Origin of the sequence: Acidovorax sp. LjRoot74, from assembly GCF_964254355.1 — a bacterium.
Taxonomy (GTDB): domain Bacteria; phylum Pseudomonadota; class Gammaproteobacteria; order Burkholderiales; family Burkholderiaceae_C; genus Acidovorax.
Window position 1 is genome coordinate 4,982,319 of the sequence record NZ_CAXUTI020000001.1, and the last position, 17,202, is coordinate 4,999,520.

General features: G+C 65.5%; 19 protein-coding genes. 16 read left to right on the forward strand and 3 right to left on the reverse strand.

Features of this window, described 5'->3' with window-relative positions; genetic code table 11:
- Positions 1-38: 38 nt before the first annotated feature.
- The 7 genes from cheY to ACSQ3O_RS23675 all read left to right on the forward strand — a co-directional run bounded on the left by cheY (position 39) and on the right by ACSQ3O_RS23675 (position 7,571).
- Positions 39-425, forward strand: coding sequence for a chemotaxis response regulator CheY (gene cheY / locus ACSQ3O_RS23645; RefSeq protein WP_137747655.1), 387 nt, complete (start codon positions 39-41; stop codon positions 423-425).
- A gap of 4 nt (positions 426-429) precedes the next feature.
- Entirely contained in the window at positions 430-1,050 is a 621-nt protein-coding gene (locus tag ACSQ3O_RS23650) for a protein phosphatase CheZ (RefSeq protein ID WP_137747654.1), read from the forward strand.
- Between the two features lie 231 nt (positions 1,051-1,281).
- Positions 1,282-2,436 (forward strand): EscU/YscU/HrcU family type III secretion system export apparatus switch protein, encoded by a 1,155-nt coding sequence (locus ACSQ3O_RS23655; RefSeq protein WP_298453134.1) that lies wholly within the window; start codon positions 1,282-1,284, stop codon positions 2,434-2,436.
- Positions 2,433-4,511, forward strand: a complete 2,079-nt coding sequence (flhA, locus tag ACSQ3O_RS23660; RefSeq protein WP_137747652.1) for a flagellar biosynthesis protein FlhA — start codon at positions 2,433-2,435, stop codon at positions 4,509-4,511. Before ACSQ3O_RS23655 ends, flhA begins: the two co-directional genes overlap by 4 nt.
- Positions 4,508-6,037, forward strand: coding sequence for a flagellar biosynthesis protein FlhF (flhF, locus tag ACSQ3O_RS23665; protein WP_436140669.1), 1,530 nt, complete (start codon positions 4,508-4,510; stop codon positions 6,035-6,037). Before flhA ends, flhF begins: the two co-directional genes overlap by 4 nt.
- On the forward strand, positions 6,030-6,827 hold the full coding sequence (locus ACSQ3O_RS23670; protein WP_298453143.1) for a hypothetical protein: 798 nt from the start codon (positions 6,030-6,032) through the stop codon (positions 6,825-6,827). Before flhF ends, ACSQ3O_RS23670 begins: the two co-directional genes overlap by 8 nt.
- Positions 6,828-6,854: 27 nt before the next feature.
- The gene (locus ACSQ3O_RS23675) at positions 6,855-7,571 is read left to right on the forward strand and encodes an RNA polymerase sigma factor FliA (RefSeq protein WP_298453146.1); all 717 of its coding nucleotides are present in this window, start codon (positions 6,855-6,857) and stop codon (positions 7,569-7,571) included.
- A gap of 73 nt (positions 7,572-7,644) precedes the next feature.
- On the opposite strand, the gene ACSQ3O_RS23680 is transcribed toward ACSQ3O_RS23675, so the two are convergent.
- The 3 genes from ACSQ3O_RS23680 to flgA all read right to left on the reverse strand — a co-directional run bounded on the left by ACSQ3O_RS23680 (position 7,645) and on the right by flgA (position 9,276).
- The gene (locus ACSQ3O_RS23680) at positions 7,645-8,043 is read right to left on the reverse strand and encodes a hypothetical protein (protein ID WP_436140670.1); all 399 of its coding nucleotides are present in this window, start codon (positions 8,041-8,043) and stop codon (positions 7,645-7,647) included.
- A gap of 18 nt (positions 8,044-8,061) precedes the next feature.
- Positions 8,062-8,385 (reverse strand): flagellar biosynthesis anti-sigma factor FlgM, encoded by a 324-nt coding sequence (gene flgM / locus ACSQ3O_RS23685; protein ID WP_436140671.1) that lies wholly within the window; start codon positions 8,383-8,385, stop codon positions 8,062-8,064.
- Positions 8,386-8,478: 93 nt separating this feature from the next.
- Entirely contained in the window at positions 8,479-9,276 is a 798-nt protein-coding gene (gene flgA, locus ACSQ3O_RS23690) for a flagellar basal body P-ring formation chaperone FlgA (protein ID WP_436140672.1), read from the reverse strand.
- Positions 9,277-9,498: 222 nt separating this feature from the next.
- On the opposite strand from flgA, the gene ACSQ3O_RS23695 reads away from it, so the two are divergent.
- The 9 genes from ACSQ3O_RS23695 to flgJ all read left to right on the forward strand — a co-directional run bounded on the left by ACSQ3O_RS23695 (position 9,499) and on the right by flgJ (position 17,189).
- Positions 9,499-9,978, forward strand: coding sequence for a flagellar basal body rod protein FlgB (locus ACSQ3O_RS23695; RefSeq protein ID WP_436140673.1), 480 nt, complete (start codon positions 9,499-9,501; stop codon positions 9,976-9,978).
- Positions 9,979-10,011: 33 nt separating this feature from the next.
- Positions 10,012-10,416, forward strand: a complete 405-nt coding sequence (gene flgC / locus ACSQ3O_RS23700) for a flagellar basal body rod protein FlgC (protein WP_137747645.1) — start codon at positions 10,012-10,014, stop codon at positions 10,414-10,416.
- Positions 10,417-10,434: 18 nt separating this feature from the next.
- Complete coding sequence (locus ACSQ3O_RS23705; RefSeq protein WP_137747644.1) at positions 10,435-11,085, forward strand: flagellar hook assembly protein FlgD; 651 nt, start codon at positions 10,435-10,437, stop codon at positions 11,083-11,085.
- Between the two features lie 38 nt (positions 11,086-11,123).
- Positions 11,124-12,404: a flagellar hook protein FlgE gene (flgE, locus tag ACSQ3O_RS23710; protein WP_137747643.1), complete on the forward strand. Its 1,281-nt coding sequence runs from the start codon at positions 11,124-11,126 to the stop codon at positions 12,402-12,404.
- Positions 12,405-12,453: 49 nt separating this feature from the next.
- Positions 12,454-13,194, forward strand: a complete 741-nt coding sequence (gene flgF / locus ACSQ3O_RS23715; protein ID WP_436140674.1) for a flagellar basal-body rod protein FlgF — start codon at positions 12,454-12,456, stop codon at positions 13,192-13,194.
- Positions 13,195-13,231: 37 nt separating this feature from the next.
- Complete coding sequence (gene flgG, locus ACSQ3O_RS23720; protein ID WP_063461631.1) at positions 13,232-14,014, forward strand: flagellar basal-body rod protein FlgG; 783 nt, start codon at positions 13,232-13,234, stop codon at positions 14,012-14,014.
- Positions 14,015-14,034: 20 nt separating this feature from the next.
- Positions 14,035-14,712 carry a flagellar basal body L-ring protein FlgH gene (locus ACSQ3O_RS23725; protein WP_137747641.1) on the forward strand — a complete coding sequence of 226 codons (678 nt, stop codon included), beginning with the start codon at positions 14,035-14,037 and terminating at the stop codon, positions 14,710-14,712.
- Between the two features lie 392 nt (positions 14,713-15,104).
- A complete protein-coding gene (locus tag ACSQ3O_RS23730) occupies positions 15,105-16,247 on the forward strand; it encodes a flagellar basal body P-ring protein FlgI (protein ID WP_436140675.1) in 1,143 nt (380 codons plus the stop codon).
- A 15-nt stretch (positions 16,248-16,262) separates the two neighbouring features.
- A complete protein-coding gene (gene flgJ, locus ACSQ3O_RS23735) occupies positions 16,263-17,189 on the forward strand; it encodes a flagellar assembly peptidoglycan hydrolase FlgJ (RefSeq protein WP_298453171.1) in 927 nt (308 codons plus the stop codon).
- The last annotated feature ends 13 nt before the right edge of the window (positions 17,190-17,202 follow it).

Consider the following 17,202-nt stretch of genomic DNA (forward strand, 5'->3'; position numbering starts at 1 on the left):
ACAATGCCTACAGTAATTCTCGACCGAAAGGGTCCCAAGTGACCACAGCCCTTCGTTTTCTGATCGTTGACGACTTCTCCACCATGCGACGCATCGTGCGCAACCTGCTCAAAGAAAGCGGATTTGCCGATGCCGACGAGGCCGAGGATGGCGTGGCAGCCCTGAACAAGCTGCGCAACGGCAAGTTCGACTTCGTGGTGACCGACATCAACATGCCCAACATGAACGGGTTCCAGTTGCTGGCCGAGATCAAGAAGGACGACAAACTCAAACACCTGCCCGTGCTGATGGTGACCGCCGAGGCCCGCAAGGAAGACATCGTTGCCGCCGCCCAAGGGGGTGCCGCAGGCTACATCGTCAAGCCCTTTACCAAGGCAACCCTCGAAGAAAAGGTGACCTTGATTCTGAAGAAGATGGGGTTATGACATCATGGATGCCACACCGGACCACAGCCAGCCGCCTGCCGATGTACACCACAAGATTGGCCTGCTGACCCGCCAGCTGCACGATTCGCTCAACGAGCTCGGCTACGCCGACAAGCTGCGCGGTTCGATGGGCCAACTGCCAGATGCGCAGAGCCGCCTGTCCTACATCGCCCGCCTGACCGGCGAAGCAGCCGAAAAAGTGCTCAGTCGCGTGGAACAGGCCAAGGCCCAGCACGACTTCATCGCCGCCGAGACGCGGCGGGTCGTCGGCTCGCTGGTCGCCGACCCGGTGGCTGCCGTGGCCAAGGGTGAAATTTTCAACTTCCTGACCGACGTGGAGCGTGTGACCAAGGAAGCCGACACGCACCTCACCGAGATCATGATGGCGCAGGACTTCCACGACCTCACCGGCCAGGTGATTGCGCGTGTGGTGAACCTGGCGGCCACCATCGAAGAGCAGCTGGTGCAGTTGCTTATCCAGACCGCACCGCCCACCGCCCAGGTGCCTGCGGCTGAGGCCAAGCCCGTTCACCTGCAAGGCCCGGTGGTGGACCCGGAGAACACCCCCGACGTGGTCACCGACCAGTCGCAGGTGGACGACCTGCTGGCCAGCCTGGGATTCTGATCAACGCCAGGTTTTGCCATTAAAAATGGCTGCCTGCGCGTGTCCATCAAGCGTTTGTAGCTATCATTTTTAGCATTACCCTCCTGGCTTGAGCGCCCCCTGGCGGGCTCCCGGGCGCCGCTCGCACCACCGGCGGCAGCACGGAAAAGAGGGGGCCGCAGCCCCCTTATCCAGCTTTAGATTTCCAGGTCGCTCACGACAATGGCATGACACCAGCGCCGTCATGCCACCATGGAATCCAGCCAAGAAAAAAGCCTCCCCGCGTCAGAGCGCAAGCTGCAGAAAGCGCGCGAAGACGGCCAAGGGGCACGCTCGCGCGATCTGTCGCACCTGGCCATCCTGGGCGCTGGCGCGGCCTGCATGCTGCTGATGGCCCCCCAGCTCATGGACCACCTGCAAAAGGCCATGAGCCAGCAGCTGGCTTTCAACGCAGCCACCGTCATGGCGCCGGGCACCATGCTCCAGCGCCTGCAGGACATGGTGATCGTGGGTGCGGCGGCCAGCATGGCGTTTGCGCTGCTCACCAGCGCAGCCGCCGTCATCAGCGCCATCGGCGCAGGCGGCTGGATCCTCAGCACCAAGCCCATCGCCCCCCAGTTCAACCGCCTGAACCCCATCTCGGGCCTGGCCAACCTGTTTTCCAAGCAGCAGATGGCCAACGTGGCCAAGATGGTGCTCATGAGCGCGATCCTGACCTGGGTGGCCTGGAAGTTCATCGGCAACAGCATCGAGGCCGTGGCCATGCTGGTGCTGCAACCCTCGCCCCTGGCCATCCGGCAAGTGGCCGACTGGCTGACCTCGGGCATGAGCCTGCTTCTGCTGGTCGTGTTCCTGGCCGCGCTGGTGGACGTGCCCCTGCAGGCGTTCTTCTTCAAGGACCGCCTCAAGATGTCGCACGAAGAGGTCAAGCAGGAACACAAGGAATCCGACGGCAACCCGCACACCAAGGGCCGCATCCGCCAGAAGCAGCGCGAGATCGCCGACCGCGCCAGCGTGGCCGCCGTGCCCAAGGCCGACTTCGTGGTCATGAACCCCACCCACTATGCGGTGGCGCTCAAGTACGACGACAAGACCATGAGTGCTCCCCAGGTCATCTCGCGCGGCACCGACCTCGTCGCCATGAAGATCCGTGACGTGGCCCGCGAGCACAACGTGCCCGTGCTGCAGTCGCCCATGCTGGCCCGTGCGCTGTATGCCCACGCCGAACTGGACCAGGCCATCCCCGCCACGCTCTACACCGCCGTGGCCCAGGTGCTGGCCTATGTGTACCGCCTCAAGGCAGCCCTGCGCGGCGAAGGCCGCATGCCCGACAGCTTGGTGGAGCCCTATGTGCCGCCTGAACTCGATCCGCTGAACCGCACTCCCGTGCAAGGTGCTGCCGTATGAACACCTCCGTAAAGTCTTTACAGCAATGGGCGGGCTCCAATGCCGGCGCCCTCCAGGGGCTGTCGGCCCCGTTGCTGGTGGTGGCCATCCTGGCGCTGATGGTGCTGCCCATCCCTCCCTGGATGCTGGACGCGTTCTTTACGCTCAACATCGCCGTGGCGCTGATGGTGATGATGGTGGCGGCCTACATGCTGCGCCCGCTGGATTTCGCTGCGTTTCCTTCGGTGCTGCTGCTCACCACGCTGATGCGCCTGTCGCTGAACGTGGCCTCCACCCGCGTGGTGCTGCTCGAGGGCCATACCGGCCCAGGCGCCGCAGGCGCGGTGATCGAGGCCTTTGGCCACTTCCTGATCGGCGGCAACTTTGCGGTGGGCCTGATCGTGTTCGCCATCCTGGTGGTGATCAACTTCGTGGTGATTACCAAGGGCGCCGAGCGCATTGCCGAGGTGTCGGCGCGCTTCACCCTGGACGCCATGCCCGGCAAGCAGATGGCGGTGGATGCCGACCTGAACGCAGGCCTGATCGACGAAAAAGAAGCCAAGCGCCGCCGCGCCGAGGTGGCCGAAGAAGCCAACTTCTTTGGGTCGATGGACGGTGCCTCCAAGTTCGTGCGCGGCGACGCCGTCGCCGGCATCTTGATCCTGCTGATCAACATCGTGGGCGGTTTTGCGATTGGCATGCTGCAGCACGGCCTGTCGGCGGGCAAGGCAGCCGACAGCTACATCCTGCTGGCGGTTGGCGATGCGCTGGTGGCACAGATCCCCGGCCTGCTGATCTCGGTGGCAGCCGCCATGGTGATCTCGCGTGTGGGCAAGGACCACGACATGGGCCGCCAGATCGTGCAGCAGCTGTTCATGTCGCCCCGCGTGCTGGGCGTCACAGCGGCCATCCTGGTGCTGCTGGGCCTGATCCCCGGCATGCCCCACGTGGTGTTCCTGACCATGGGCGGCCTGCTGGGCTACGGCGCCTGGCTGCTGCACGAACGCCAGAAGGTACCGCCGGAAGTCGAAGCGCCCCCGGCCCCTGTGGGCGACGGCGAAGCAACCTGGGACGACCTGCAGCCCGTGGACCTGCTGGGCCTGGAGCTGGGCTACCGCCTGATCAGTCTGGTGGACAAGAGCCGCCAAGGCGACCTGCTGACCCGCATCAAGGGCGTGCGCCGCAAGTTTGCGCAGGAGGTCGGCTTCCTGCCCCCCGCCGTGCATGTGCGCGACAACCTCGAACTGAAACCCAGCGGCTACCGCATCACGCTGCGCGGCGTGGTGGTGGGCGAAGGCGAGGCCTTCCCCGGCATGTTCCTGGCCATCAACCCCGGCGGCATCACCACGCCGCTCATCGGCACGCCCACCACCGACCCAGCCTTTGGCCTGCCAGCACACTGGATCGACGACCGGCAGAAGGAAGCCGCACAAATGGCGGGTTTTACGGTCGTTGATTCCGAAACCGTGATGGCCACCCATTTGTCACACTTGATGCAAGTGCAGGCAGCCAAGCTCCTCAGTCGCACGGAAACGCAGCAACTGGTGGAACACGTGGCCAAGCTGGCTCCGAAGCTCATCGAAGAAGTGGTCCCGAAAATGGTCTCCATCGCAACGTTCCAGAAAGTCCTCCAGCTGCTGCTGGAGGAGTCTGTGCACATCCGCGATATCCGCACCATCATCGAGACGCTGGCCGAACATGCCGGTGCGGTCTCCGACCCGGTCGAGCTGGCCCGCCGCGTGCGCATTGCGCTGTCGCCCGCCATCGTCCAGCAAATCTACGGCCCCACACGCGAACTCAACGTCATCGCCATCGAACCCGGGCTGGAGCGCCTTCTGGTGCAGGCCCTGGGCAACACGGCAGGCCCTGCGCTCGACCCCGGCGTGGCCGACATCCTCACGCAGAAGGCGGCCGAAGTGGCCCTCAAGCAGGAAGAGATGGGCCTGCCCGCCTGCCTGCTGGTTCCCGACCAGATCCGCAATGCCATCTCCCGCCTGGTGCGCCGCGTGGCGCCCCGCCTGCAGGTGCTTGCGCACAGTGAAATTCCAGAGACCCACACCATCCGTATTGGGCCGATCCTTAAAGGTGCATCATGAACATCAAACGCTTTACCGCCCCCACCTCCCGGGAGGCTCTGGCCAAGGCGCGCATGGCCTTTGGCGACGGCACACTGATCCTGTCCAACCGCCCGACCGCCAATGGCGTCGAAGTGGTGGCCACGGCCGAAGACACGCTCTCCGCCCTGGACGGCGGTGGTAGTGCAGGCAATACCTCCAGTGCGCCGCTGCTGGCCCCCAGCAGCCCCCGCAACGCGCAACCTGCTCGCGCCAGCAGCCTGGCCAGCCAGGCAGCATTGGCAGGCCTGGGCCGCAACCCGGTGGAAGAAGACACCGAACAGCTGGCGATGAGCACGCTGTCCTTCCAGGACTACGTGCGCGAACGCATGCTGCGCCGCCGCCACGAAGCCCTGCATGGCGCTGCGGAAGCACCGACGCTGTCGGAGCGCAGCCGCGACCAGGAGCCAGAACGCGAACGTGACCGCGAGCGCATGCCCGCCCCGGCGGCTGCCGTGGCGCGCCACAACCCGCTGCGCACCATCCCCATGGACATCCCGCCAGAGCCGCCCCGCCGTCGGCAGGAAGCGGCCAGCGCCCACCTGATCCAGTCGAACAACCAGCAGAGCCTGATGAACGAACTGCACTCCATGAAGGAGTTGATCGAAGACCGTTTCAACACGCTGGCCTGGCTGGGTCAGGCGCGCCAGAACCCGATCCAGTCCAACCTCATGCTCAAGATGATCCGCGCGGGCTACTCGCCTTCGCTGGCGCGCGCCGTGCTGGAGCGCATGCCCGAAGAGCTGTCGGCCGCCGAGTCGGTGCGCTGGCTGATGGAGGTGCTGGAGCGCAACCTCAAGACCGACCAGGCCGAGCCCCCGCTGTACGAACAGGGCGGCATCTTTGCCATGGTGGGCTCCACCGGCGTGGGCAAGACCACCACCACCGCCAAGCTGGCCGCCATGTGCGCGCGCATCCACGGCCCCGGCAGCGTGGGCCTGATCACGCTCGATACCTACCGCGTGGGCGCGCATGAGCAGCTGCGCACCTATGGCCGCATGCTGGGCATCGTGGCCCACCTGGCGCACGACCGCGCCGCGCTGCAAGACCTGCTGGGCCTGCTGTCGGGCAAGAAGATGGTGCTCATTGACACCACCGGCGTCGCCCCGCGCGACCCGCGCAAGCGCGACATGCTGGACGTGCTGGACCTGCCCCATGTGAACCGCCTGCTGGTGCTCAACGCCGGCTGCCATGGCGATACGCTGGACGATGTGCTCACCGCCTTCAAGACCGACGGCTCGCAGCAGGCCATCCTGTCCAAGGTGGACGAGGCCGTGAAGCTGGGGCCCGCGATCGACGCGCTGATCCGCCACCAGATGGTGCTGCGCGGCGTGACCAATGGCCAGCGTGTGCCCGAAGACTGGGAGCGTGCCAACGCCCAACAGCTCATCAGCACCTCGATGCGCGCCCCGGCCAAGTCGGCGTTCGACCCCAAGGCCACCGACCTGAACTTCTTCTTCTCGCACTCGCCCGACACCATCACCGAGGGGGGACTCGTCGATGCTTGATCTGGGCTTTCACCAGGCCGCCGGGCTGCACAGCTTCACACCCCAGGCCGAGCTGCGGATGCTGGCCGTGGCCAGCCAAGGCAACACCGGCAGCGGCCTGGAAACACTTTGGCAGATCTGCGCCAGCCTGCAGCGGCTGGGCTACCCCGTGGTGGTGCTGGACGGCACGGCCTACGAGACCGACGACAGCCCAGGCCTGCTCCACCTGCTGCAACACGCTTCATGGAACGACGGCGCCCACCTGAACCTGGGGGCCACGGCATCCTCGCTTGCCGTGATCCCGGCGGCCAAGGGCTTGCAGCACCTCAGCCGCACAGCGGGTGATAGCACGCGTTCTCCCATGGAGGGCTTGCTGCCCTACTTCCGAACCTACGGCCTGATGGTGATCCACGCCCCCGCCGCCACCCTGGGGCCCCTGCTGACCCACACCGCCACGGTGCCGCTGGTGGTCATGGGCGGCGGTGCGGCGGGTGTGATGAACAGCTACAAGAGCCTCAAGCAGATCGCCCTGCACACCGGACTGCCCTGCATGGTGGCCGCTTTGCTGCACAGCAACACGGCGGCAGAGCGCCGCAAGGCCCAGTCACAGCTGATGACGCTGCAGGCCTGCGCGGAGCGCCACCTGGGCGGGCCCGTGCGGACCACCACCATCGCCACCCAGAGCCCCCAGGAGCTTCAGCGCCTGGCCTTGCAACTGCTGGAAAATGCGGGCACCATGAACGGATCGCTGACTGCGCTACCCACCAGCAACCTGACTGGCATGCCTGCGCATTTTGTCCGGAGCCATTGATCTGATTTGTCCGGAGAAGTTGATCTGATGTACACCGCCAAAGGCCAGCTCGATCGTGATGCGCTGATCCGCCAGCATGTCCCGCTGGTCCGGAGAATTGCGCACCACATGATCGCCAAGCTGCCGCCCAATGTCGAACTGGATGATCTGATCCAGGTCGGCATGATGGGCCTGGCCGAAGCACTTTCGCGCTACGAAGTCGCCCAGGGCGTGCAGTTCGAGACCTTTGCCACCCAGCGCATCCGGGGCGCAATGCTCGACGAACTGCGCGAGGGCGACTGGATGAGCCGCAGCTCGCGCAAGAGCCAGAAAGACATCGAGCACGCGGTGCACCGGCTGGAGCAGAAGCTGGGCCGCAGCCCGCTCGAATCAGAAATCGCCAGCGAAATGGGCATGAGCCTGCCCGACTACCAGAACCTGCTGGGCAAGGTCCGGGGCACCCAGTTGGTGTACCTGGAAGACATGACCCATGGCAACGACGATGACGACGGGTTTCTGGACCGTCATGCCGCCGATGCCGATGCCGACCCGGTCGAGTTGCTGCGCGACCAGCGGCTCAAGATGTCACTGGTCAACGCCATCAAGAGCCTGCCCGAACGCGAGCAGCACATCATGGGCATGTACTACGAGCACGACATGAATCTCAAGGAGATCGCGGCGGTGCTTGGCGTAACGGAATCCCGGGTGTGCCAGTTGCACAGCCAGTCCATCGCCCGCCTGCGCGCCAAGATGCGCGCGCATTGATACCCCGCACGGCCGCCCCACAACGCCCCGTGCACCTGCCAGGGCAGCGCTGGAGCGGAGCATCACAGCCCAGTCAGCCCGCAGAACGGTAGATACGCGCCACGCCTGGCTTGGCTGCGCGCGTTGACAGCCCGTCTCCATAGGTCGATGCGGCATTGGAGGGTGGCAACAGGCCCGCTACCTGGCGGTCCGTCACCCCAGACAGGCGTGCCAAGTTCTCGCGCTGCACCACCAGCATGTCGCCGATGGCCGCCACCCGCTTCTGCGCCGCCGCAGGCAAAGGCAGCCCCTGCGCAGCGGATTGCTCCAGCACCCGCGCAAACTGGGCCGCTGCGTCACGCAGGGCCACACTGTGTTGTTCCAGGGAGGAGGGATCTGCCGCGAGAAGAGCGGCGGAGACTTTATCGATCAGCTGTTCGACAGCCGAGAGGGATTCTTCCAGCGACATGGCGCATTGTGCGATGGATCGCACCAGCCTGCCAAGTGGGGCTCAACCCCGCGAACGGGTCAGGATCTCCTGGGCGTTGGACAACATCTTGTCGGCGATGGCCTCGGCATCGACGGAGAACGACCCTTTTTCAATGGCCGCGCGGACGGCCTTGACCTTGCCCGCATCAAAATCCCCTGCCACGCGGGAGGCGGGGTTCAGGCTTTGGGCGGCGATGGAGACCGTGACGGGCACACCGGCGGTGGACGCAGCGGCCAGGGCGTCTTTGGTTGCTCCTTCAGCAGCGCTGGCAGGACTTTTGGCTTGCTTGGCAAGCCCCGTCTGCGCCAATGCGCCCGGGAGTTCCGGTTTTTGACCTATCTTCATCGCTCTCTCCACCACCCCGCATGATGTGGGGCACAGTAGCAATGTTTTCGACCCGTTTGGCCCGGACTTTAGCCATTTATCACCGAGGCGTCATTAAAGAGTGACGTCCACCGTCCCACCTTCATTGACAATTCCGCTAACTATTCGACCATTATCCATGCGGATGCGCACAGTTTGCCCCACAGCACCTGCAGACAGCGCCTGACCTGCCGACGTGACTGCATAACCAAGCCCCTGGGCCACCACCTTCACCTGGGCCCCCGCGCGGAACAGCTGGGGGGCCCGCACCATGCTCTGGCGCAAGGCCTGGCCCGCCACCAACTGGCGCGCGGCCACCTGCCCCACCCAGTGATCCGGATTGGCCATCACCGGTGCGGTTTCGGCGGCCCAGTCCACCTCGGCCTCGGTGGCGTCGTTGGCAGTGAGGACCGCACCAGGCGCCACATTGCCGGTCAACACCCATGCCGGGCCAAACGCCTTGATAGTGACCGGCAGAAACACGTTCCAGGCGGTGGCGCCCTCCACACATCGCAGCCCCAGGCGGGTACGCCCCCACAGACGGGACCCGGCGGGCAGGTAGGGCTCCACGCGTGCGCAAGGCGCCAGCCGTAAACGCGAATCCAGTGAGCCAACGCTCACTTCCATGCGCAAGGGCAGACCGGTGGGTGCGCTGCGCGCCAGGGTGTCATCCAGCCAGCGCTGGGTCAGGGGCCCCAGGTCTGCCGGCGGATCCCCCGCCGCCTGGGCCTGCGCAGCACCGCCTGCGCCCAAGGCCCAGCCCCCCAGCATCACGAGGCACAGGGCCCACCAAGCCGCACCGGCACGGCGCCGCGCGGGGGCGCGAACAAATGCAGCGGAGCGGGACGACAAGAAACGGGGGCGGATGGACATGGGGCCTCCTGGGCATCGGGTGGCATTGCATGGCCGACCCACCGGGGGCAAGGGCCATTTCACACCAGGAACTATAGGCAGGCGACGCCCGCCCAAAACCCGGAACTGCCCATCCATTTCCACGCTCTTCGCGCTTTAGAAAGAAGCGGCGGTTTCCATAATCAGGCAACGCCAAAAAAGCCCCTGGGGCTGGCGACTTTGCAACCACGGTGTGAGGCAAACATGCTTGACAAGATGACCAACCAGCTGAGTTTTCACAGCAACGCCCTGGTGCTGCGTGCGGAACGCCAGCGCGCCATCGCCAGCAACATTGCCAACGCCGACACGCCCGGCTACGTAGCGCGCGACTTCAAGTTTGGAGATGCCCTGCGTGAAGCCACGGGCATCGGATCTTCTAGCTCGGGATCGGGCACGGGTTCGGGTTCGGGCGTGACCCGCCTGGCCGCCAGCGGATCGCATGGCACGGCGGGCACCACCGACCCGCGCCACATGCCTTTGCCCACCATGGCCACCACCGCCAGCATCGACCGACAGGGCGCGCTGGGCTATGCCGTGCAGACGCAGCCCAGCCTGGACAACAACTCTGTGGACCTGGACCGCGAACGCGCGAACTTCGTGGACAACTCCGTGCGGTACGAAGCCACGCTGCGCTTCATCAACGGCGGCGCCAAAACCATGCTCAGCGCCATCCAGGGCCAGTAAGCCAGCCGCGCAGCCCAGAAAGCGAGCCACACCATGTCCATGTTCTCCATCTTCAACGTCTCCGGCAGCGCCATCAGTGCGCAGTCGCAGCGGCTCAACGTGGTGGCCAGCAACCTGGCCAACGTCGATGCCGTGGCGGGCCCCGACGGCAAGGCGTACAAAGCGCGCCAGTTGGTGTTCCAGACCGCAACCATGGGCGCCGAAAGCGCCGCTGGCGTGCGCGTGAGCGGGATGAGCGAAAGCAATGTGCCCGGCCGCCGGGTGCACGACCCCAGCCACCCGTCGGCTGACGAGCAGGGCTATGTCACACATTCGAACGTGAACGCGGTGGAAGAGATGGTCAACATGATCTCGGCCTCGCGCTCTTACCAGAACAACGTCGAGGTCATGAACACGGCCAAGTCGCTGCTCCTCAAGACCCTGCAGATGGGTCAGTAATTCCAGGGAGACACCACCATGATTCTCGGCGCCACCAATGCCCCCACGGTCACGGATTCGACCAACACCAAGGCCAACGCCAACGACCCCGCCGCCGCGCAGGACCGATTCCTCAAGCTGCTGGTCGCGCAGCTGAACAACCAGGACCCGATGAACCCGCTGGACAACGCACAGATGACCTCGCAGATCGCGCAGATCAACACCGTGACCGGCATCCAGCAGCTCAATCAGACCATGCAGAGCATGGCCGAGCAGTTCAACTCGCTGCAGGTGATGCAGGGCACGGCACTCATCGGGCGCAACGTGATGACCGAGGGCTCCAGCCTCGCCGTGGCCGACAAGGCAGGCAAGGGCGGCTTCGAGCTGCCGTCGGCCGCCACCAACGTGAAGATCGAGGTCACCACCGCCGGTGGCCAGGTGGTGGACACCATCGACCTGGGCGCAAAGGCGGCGGGCCGCCACACCTTCGAGTGGGATGCAAGCAAGTACACCGGCTCCACCGACGCGCTGCAGTTCCGTGTCACGGCGGTCAACGGCTCCACCAAGCTGTCGAGCACGGCGCTGGCCCTGTCCAAAGTCACGGCCGCAGGCGCCGAAGACGGCCAGCTCAAGCTGACGCTGGCCAACGGCAAAACCATCAACTACAGCCAGATCAAGGCCCTGGTCTAACCCGGCCCGAACCCTTTCGCCCCCATCAGGAGAACACTATGAGTTTTCAGCAAGGCCTGTCGGGCTTGAATGCCGCCAGCAAAAACCTCGACGTCATCGGGCACAACATTGCCAACTCCAACACCGTCGGGTTCAAGGCCTCGCGGGCCGAGTTTGCCGAGATGGTGGCTTCCGCCATCGGCTCTGCAGGGGGCTCCAATGCAGGCATCGGCGTGGAAGTGGCCGCTGTGGCGCAGCAGTTCACTCAGGGCAACCTCACGATCACCGGCAACAGCCTGGACGTGGCCATCAACGGCAACGGTTTCTTCACGCTCACACTGCCCGATGGCACGCCTGCCTACACCCGCTCCGGCAACTTCAAGCTGGACAAGGAAGGCAACATGATCACCAACGACAACGCTTCGGTGATGGGCTACCCGGTGGATCCAGTCACCGGCCTGCGCACAGGCACAGACCCCATCCCCATGGTGTTCCCCACCGCTGAACCCATCCCTGCCAAGCAGACCACAAAAATCACTGCGGCTTTCAATCTGGACGCCCGCGCCACTGATGCAGCGGGAGACCCCGCGGCCACGCCCCCCATTCCGGCCACCCCCCGCGCCACCTACGGCACCTCGATCAATGTGTTCGACAGCCAGGGCGTGGCCAAACCGGTGAGCCTGTATTTCCAGAAGACTGCCACCGACAACACCTGGGACGTATACGACGCGCTGGACGACCCCACAGCCGTGCCGCCCGTGGTGGCCACGCCCATCGGCCAGATCACGTTTGACAACAACGGCGCCATCACCGGCCCGGTGGCCACACCGCCCGCCACAGGCTTCTCGCTGCCGCTCACCGTCAACCCGACACCGCCCAACCCCAACAACCTGCCCACCTACACGGTGGACGTGAGCCTGGACAAGGTGACGCAGTTCGGCACCAAGTTCGCCGTGTCCAACCTGAGCCAGGACGGCTACACCTCGGGCGAACTCACCGGCATCAACATCGAGAACAACGGGATGATCATGACCCGTTACTCCAACGGCGTGACCCGTGCCGAAGGCCAGCTCGCGCTGTCGAGCTTCCGCAACACGCAGGGCCTGGCCTCGGTGGGCAGCAACAACTGGGTGGCCACGTTCGAATCGGGCCAGCCCGTGGCGGGCACCGCCACCGATGGCAACTTCGGCTCGCTGCGCTCGGGGGCGCTGGAAGACTCCAACGTGGACCTCACGGCCGAGCTGGTCAACATGATGACCGCCCAGCGCGCCTACCAGGCCAACGCCCAGACCATCAAGACGCAAGACCAGGTGATGTCCACCCTGGTGAACCTGCGCTGATCTGCGCCTGAACCTTCACTGACCCCACCCTGGACCCCGGAGAGCCCCCATGGACCGCATCATCTACACCGCGATGACGGGCGCAAACGCTGCCGCCCACCGGCAGGCCGTGCTGTCCAACAACCTGGCCAACGCGTCCACGGGCGGGTTCCGCGCCGAGATGTCCACCTTCCGGTCCGTGCCGCTGCAGGGCGACGGCGCCAAGACCCGGGTGTTTGCGCTGGAGGCCACTTCGGGCTACGTCAACACCCCCGGCCCCGTGCAGCGCACAGGCCGCAACCTCGATGCGATGGCCGCAGGCAACGCCTGGTTCGCCGTGCAGGGCCTGGACGGCATCGAGGCCTACACCCGCGCGGGCAGCTTCGAGGTGTCGGCGGGCGGCCAGCTTCTCACCCCCACCGGGCTGCCGGTGCTGTCCGACGGCGGTGCGCCCATCGACGTGCCCCCGGGGGCCGAGGTTTCGCTGGGCTCTGACGGTACCATCACCGCCAAGACTGCTGGCCAGCCCGCGCAGGCGATTGGCCGCCTGAAGCTCGCCACCCCCACGGCCGAAGACCCGCTCAAGCGCGGCGACGACGGCCTGTTCCGCACCACGTCGGGCGACCCCATGCCCAACGATGCCAACGCCCGCATGCTGTCGGGTGCGCTGGAGGGTTCCAACGTGAACCCCGTGGAGAGCATGGTGGGGATGATTGCCGCAGCGCGCCAATTCGAGCAACAGATGCGCCTGCTGCAAACCGCCGAGACCAACGACAAGACCGCCAGCCAGTTGCTGAGCATGAACGGCTGAGGCGACGCCCCGCGCTGCCACGCCAAAAGGAAGCACCATGATCAACTCCCTCTGGATCGCCAAGACCGGCATGTCTGCCCAGCAGACCCAGCTCGACGTCATCTCGCACAACCTGGCCAACGTCTCCACCACCGGCTACAAGCGCAACAACGCGGTGTTCGAAGACCTGATCTACCAGAACCTGCGCCAGGTGGGCGCCAACACCACCGAGCAAAACCAGCTGCCCACCGGCCTGCACCTGGGCCTGGGCGTGCGCACCGTGGCCACCAGCCGCAACTTCGTGCAGGGCAGCCTGCAGGAGTCCAAAAACAACCTGGACGTGGCCATCAACGGCAACGGTTTCCTTGAAGTGACCATGCCCGACGGCACCATCGGCTACACGCGCGACGGCTCGTTCCAGGTCGATGCCCAGGGCCGCCTGGTCAACTCCAGCGGCCTGCCCGTGGCCAACGGCATCACCGTGCCCGCCAACGCCACCAGCGTGAGCATCAGCGCAGACGGTGTGGTGTCGGCCACCGTGCCAGGCAACACCCAGCCCCAGCCGCTGGGCAACCTCGCCATGTCCTCCTTCATCAACCCCGCAGGCCTGGAGCCCATCGGCCAGAACCTGTTCAAGGAATCGGCCGCCTCGGGCCAGCCCCAGCAGGGCACACCCGGCACCAACGGCCTGGGCATCCTGAAGCAGGGTTTTCTGGAAGCATCCAACGTGAACGTGGTGGAAGAACTGGTCACCATGATCCAGACCCAGCGCGCTTACGAGATGAATTCCAAGGCCATCCAGACCTCCGACCAGATGCTGGCCAAGCTGTCGCAGCTGTGATGGCCAGGAAGGACACCGCCATGAAGCACCTGATCGCATCCACCACCCTGGCCTTGCTGGCCACAGGCTGCGCCACCCTGTCGCCGCCGCCGCCCGTGGACATCCTGCCCACCACGCCGCCGCCCATTGCCACGACCACGCCGCGCACACCGCCGCCGGTCACTGGCAGCCTGTTCCACAACGCCAGCTACCGCCCCGCGTTCGAAGACCGCCGCGCGCGCATGGTGGGCGACAACGTGACGATCAATATCGTGGAGAACGTCACGGCCAGCCAGAAGTCCTCGTCCACGGTGGACCGCACTTCCGAAGCCAAGGCAGGCATCACCAACCTGCCCTTCGTGAAGAAGTCGCTCAGCGACGTCACCACGCTGGGCGCGGGCTCGGAAAACACCTTCTCTGGCAAGGGCGGCACCGAAAGCGCCAACACCTTCACCGGCTCCATCACCACCACGGTGGTGGACGTGTTGCCCAACGGCCACCTGGTCGTGACCGGCGAGAAGCAGATCGGCGTGAACCAGAACGTGGACGTGCTGCGCTTCTCGGGCACCATCGACCCGCGCGTGATGCAGCCGGGCAGCATCGTCAACTCCACCCAGGTTGCCAATGTGCGGGTCGAATCCCGGGGCCGAGGCGCCCAGAACGAAGCCCAGGTCATGGGCTGGATGAACCGGTTCTTCAATACCATCACGCCGTTCTAAGGTTTCACCCCCTGAGGCGCTGCGCGCCTTCCCCCTCTCTCCACGCGCTGCGCGCTAAGGGAGGGGGACGCCGCCAGCGCGGCGGAGCGGCCCTTGCGCGGCGGCCCGCGCTGGGGCCGCGCCAGTTTGACGGACACCGGGCTTTGGGACGGTGGTGACTGCAGTATCAGCCTGAGTTTATTGCTATATTATTTATAGCAATAAACGCTTACTGATAGCGCGGGGACGGCCATTCTTTCTCATATTTTCCGCAGCAGAACAGCCCTGGCACCTGCCCGGCGCGCTGTAGGCGCACCGACCGCTTTCCCCCGCCCCGAAACCCACGCAATAGACCGGTGAACCGGCTGCTTTTCGGGTTTTAGTTTCTGGCGGGGCCGCCCACAATCGGTGCCATGAAAGCCTTGTCCCACCTCCCCCTGCAGCGCATTGCGCGCGCACTGTGGCTGCTGCTGGCCCTGGTGGCGGCCTGCCTGGCCGGGCCCGCCCAGGCCCTGCGTATCAAGGAAGTGGCAGCCGTGCAAGGCGTGCGATCCAACCAGCTGACGGGCTATGGCCTGATCGTGGGCCTGGACGGCACGGGCGACCAGACCACGCAGATGCCCTACACCACGCAGGCCATGTCCAACTACCTGCAACAGATGGGCATCAGCCTGCCGCCTGGCTCGGCGAACCAGCTGCAGCTCAAGAACGTGGCGGCGGTGATCGTCACGGCCCAGTTGCCTGCCTTTGCCCAGCCCGGCCAGACGATCGACGTGAATGTGTCCTCCATGGGCAACGCCAAGTCGCTCAAGGGCGGCACGCTCATCGTCACCCCGCTGCGCGGCGCCGATGGCGAAATCTATGCGCTGGCCCAGGGCAATGTGGTGGTGGGCGGCGCAGGCGCATCCGCAGGTGGCAGCAAGGTGCAGATCAACCACCTGAGCGCAGGCCGCGTTCCGCAGGGCGCACAGGTCGAGCGCGCCGTGCCCACGCCACTCAATGAGGGCGACACCATCAGCCTGGGCCTGAACGCCTCGGACTTCCAGACCGCGCGCCGCGTGGTGCAGGCCATCAATGCCAAGCTGGGCAATGGCGTGGCCACCGCGCTGGACGGCCGCACCGTGCAGGTGCGTGCACCCATCGACCCCGGTGCCCGCGTGGGCTTCATCGCCGACCTGGAGGAACTGCAGCTCGACGCCATGACGCCCGCCGCCAAGGTGGTCATCAACGCCCGCACCGGCTCGGTGGTGCTGAACCAGGCGGTCACACTCGGCCCCTGCGCCATCGCGCACGGCAACCTGTCCATCACCATCAGTTCAACTCCCGTCATCAGCCAGCCCGCACCGTTCTCGCAGGGGCAGACGGTGGTGGAGCAAAAGAGCGACATCCGCATCAACCAGGAGCCGGGCAACATCATCCAGGTGCCCGCCTCGCCCCAGCTGGCCGACGTGGTCAAGGCGCTCAACGCGCTGGGCGCCACGCCGGGCGACCTGCTGGCCATCCTGCAGGCCATCAAGGCTGCCGGCGCGCTCAACGCCGAACTGGAAGTGATCTGACCCGGAGGCGCAACCATGGCCCTCACCCTGCCTTCATCCAACACCACCAGCAGCACCTCGAATGCGCTGGCGGTGGACATCCGCTCGCTCAATTCGCTCAAGTACGACGCGGGCACGGCCAACAACGCGCAGACCACGCGCGAGGTGGCCAAGCAGTTCGAGTCGCTCTTCATGCGCGAGCTGATCAAGAGCATGCGCGACGCCACGATGAAATCCGGCCTGATGGAAGGCGAGCAGGCCAACCTGGGCCAGGACATGCTGGACCAGCAACTGTCGGTGAACATGGCGGGCCAGCAGGGCGGTCTTTCTGAAGCCATTGCACGCCAGCTTTCGCGCCAGATGGGCGGTGCGGACACCACGTTCTCGGTGCCTTCCACCCTGAGCCTGCAGTCCTCCCTGCCCCGCGCCACGGCCCCGGCCGCCAGCGGCAGCACACCTGCCGAGGCGACCATCCAGGCGCCCAAAGGCCGCGACGGTTTTGTGCAGCACCTCTCCGGCACCGCCGAACGCGTGGCGCAAGAGAGCGGCATCCCCGCCAGCTTCATGCTGGGCCAGGCCGGGCACGAAACCGGCTGGGGCAAGAGCGAGATCAAGCACAAGGACGGCTCCAACTCGTTCAACCTGTTCGGCATCAAGGCGGGCAAGGGCTGGACGGGCAAGGTGGCCGAGATCACCACCACCGAATACATCAACGGCAAGGCCCAGAAGGTGACGGCGAAGTTCCGCGCCTACGACTCCTACGAAGATTCGTTCCGCGACTACGCCCGCCTCATCAAGGAAAGCCCGCGCTACGAGAAGGCCGAATCCGTCGCCCAGTCTGGCTCGGCCATGGCCTATGCCTCTGCGCTGCAAAAGGCGGGCTATGCCACCGACCCCGAATACGCCAAGAAGCTCAGCGGCGCTATTAACAGCGTGCTGCGTACACAACGCGCCCAGGCCTGAGAACGCGAGGTAA

What these genes read in the sequence shown, in the direction of transcription:
- flgG (WP_063461631.1), top strand. Translation starts at nt 13,232, where the DNA reads ATGATCAACTCCCTCTGGATCGCCAAGACCGGCATGTCTGCCCAGCAG.
- flgC (WP_137747645.1), top strand. Translation starts at nt 10,012, where the DNA reads ATGTCCATGTTCTCCATCTTCAACGTCTCCGGCAGCGCCATCAGTGCG.
- flgM (WP_436140671.1), bottom strand. Translation starts at nt 8,385, where the DNA reads ATGAAGATAGGTCAAAAACCGGAACTCCCGGGCGCATTGGCGCAGACG.
- ACSQ3O_RS23695 (WP_436140673.1), top strand. Translation starts at nt 9,499, where the DNA reads ATGCTTGACAAGATGACCAACCAGCTGAGTTTTCACAGCAACGCCCTG.
- ACSQ3O_RS23705 (WP_137747644.1), top strand. Translation starts at nt 10,435, where the DNA reads ATGATTCTCGGCGCCACCAATGCCCCCACGGTCACGGATTCGACCAAC.
- flhA (WP_137747652.1), top strand. Translation starts at nt 2,433, where the DNA reads ATGAACACCTCCGTAAAGTCTTTACAGCAATGGGCGGGCTCCAATGCC.
- flhF (WP_436140669.1), top strand. Translation starts at nt 4,508, where the DNA reads ATGAACATCAAACGCTTTACCGCCCCCACCTCCCGGGAGGCTCTGGCC.
- flgE (WP_137747643.1), top strand. Translation starts at nt 11,124, where the DNA reads ATGAGTTTTCAGCAAGGCCTGTCGGGCTTGAATGCCGCCAGCAAAAAC.
- ACSQ3O_RS23655 (WP_298453134.1), top strand. Translation starts at nt 1,282, where the DNA reads ATGGAATCCAGCCAAGAAAAAAGCCTCCCCGCGTCAGAGCGCAAGCTG.
- ACSQ3O_RS23725 (WP_137747641.1), top strand. Translation starts at nt 14,035, where the DNA reads ATGAAGCACCTGATCGCATCCACCACCCTGGCCTTGCTGGCCACAGGC.
- ACSQ3O_RS23675 (WP_298453146.1), top strand. Translation starts at nt 6,855, where the DNA reads ATGTACACCGCCAAAGGCCAGCTCGATCGTGATGCGCTGATCCGCCAG.
- flgJ (WP_298453171.1), top strand. Translation starts at nt 16,263, where the DNA reads ATGGCCCTCACCCTGCCTTCATCCAACACCACCAGCAGCACCTCGAAT.
- ACSQ3O_RS23650 (WP_137747654.1), top strand. Translation starts at nt 430, where the DNA reads ATGGATGCCACACCGGACCACAGCCAGCCGCCTGCCGATGTACACCAC.
- flgA (WP_436140672.1), bottom strand. Translation starts at nt 9,276, where the DNA reads ATGTCCATCCGCCCCCGTTTCTTGTCGTCCCGCTCCGCTGCATTTGTT.
- flgF (WP_436140674.1), top strand. Translation starts at nt 12,454, where the DNA reads ATGGACCGCATCATCTACACCGCGATGACGGGCGCAAACGCTGCCGCC.
- ACSQ3O_RS23730 (WP_436140675.1), top strand. Translation starts at nt 15,105, where the DNA reads ATGAAAGCCTTGTCCCACCTCCCCCTGCAGCGCATTGCGCGCGCACTG.
- ACSQ3O_RS23670 (WP_298453143.1), top strand. Translation starts at nt 6,030, where the DNA reads ATGCTTGATCTGGGCTTTCACCAGGCCGCCGGGCTGCACAGCTTCACA.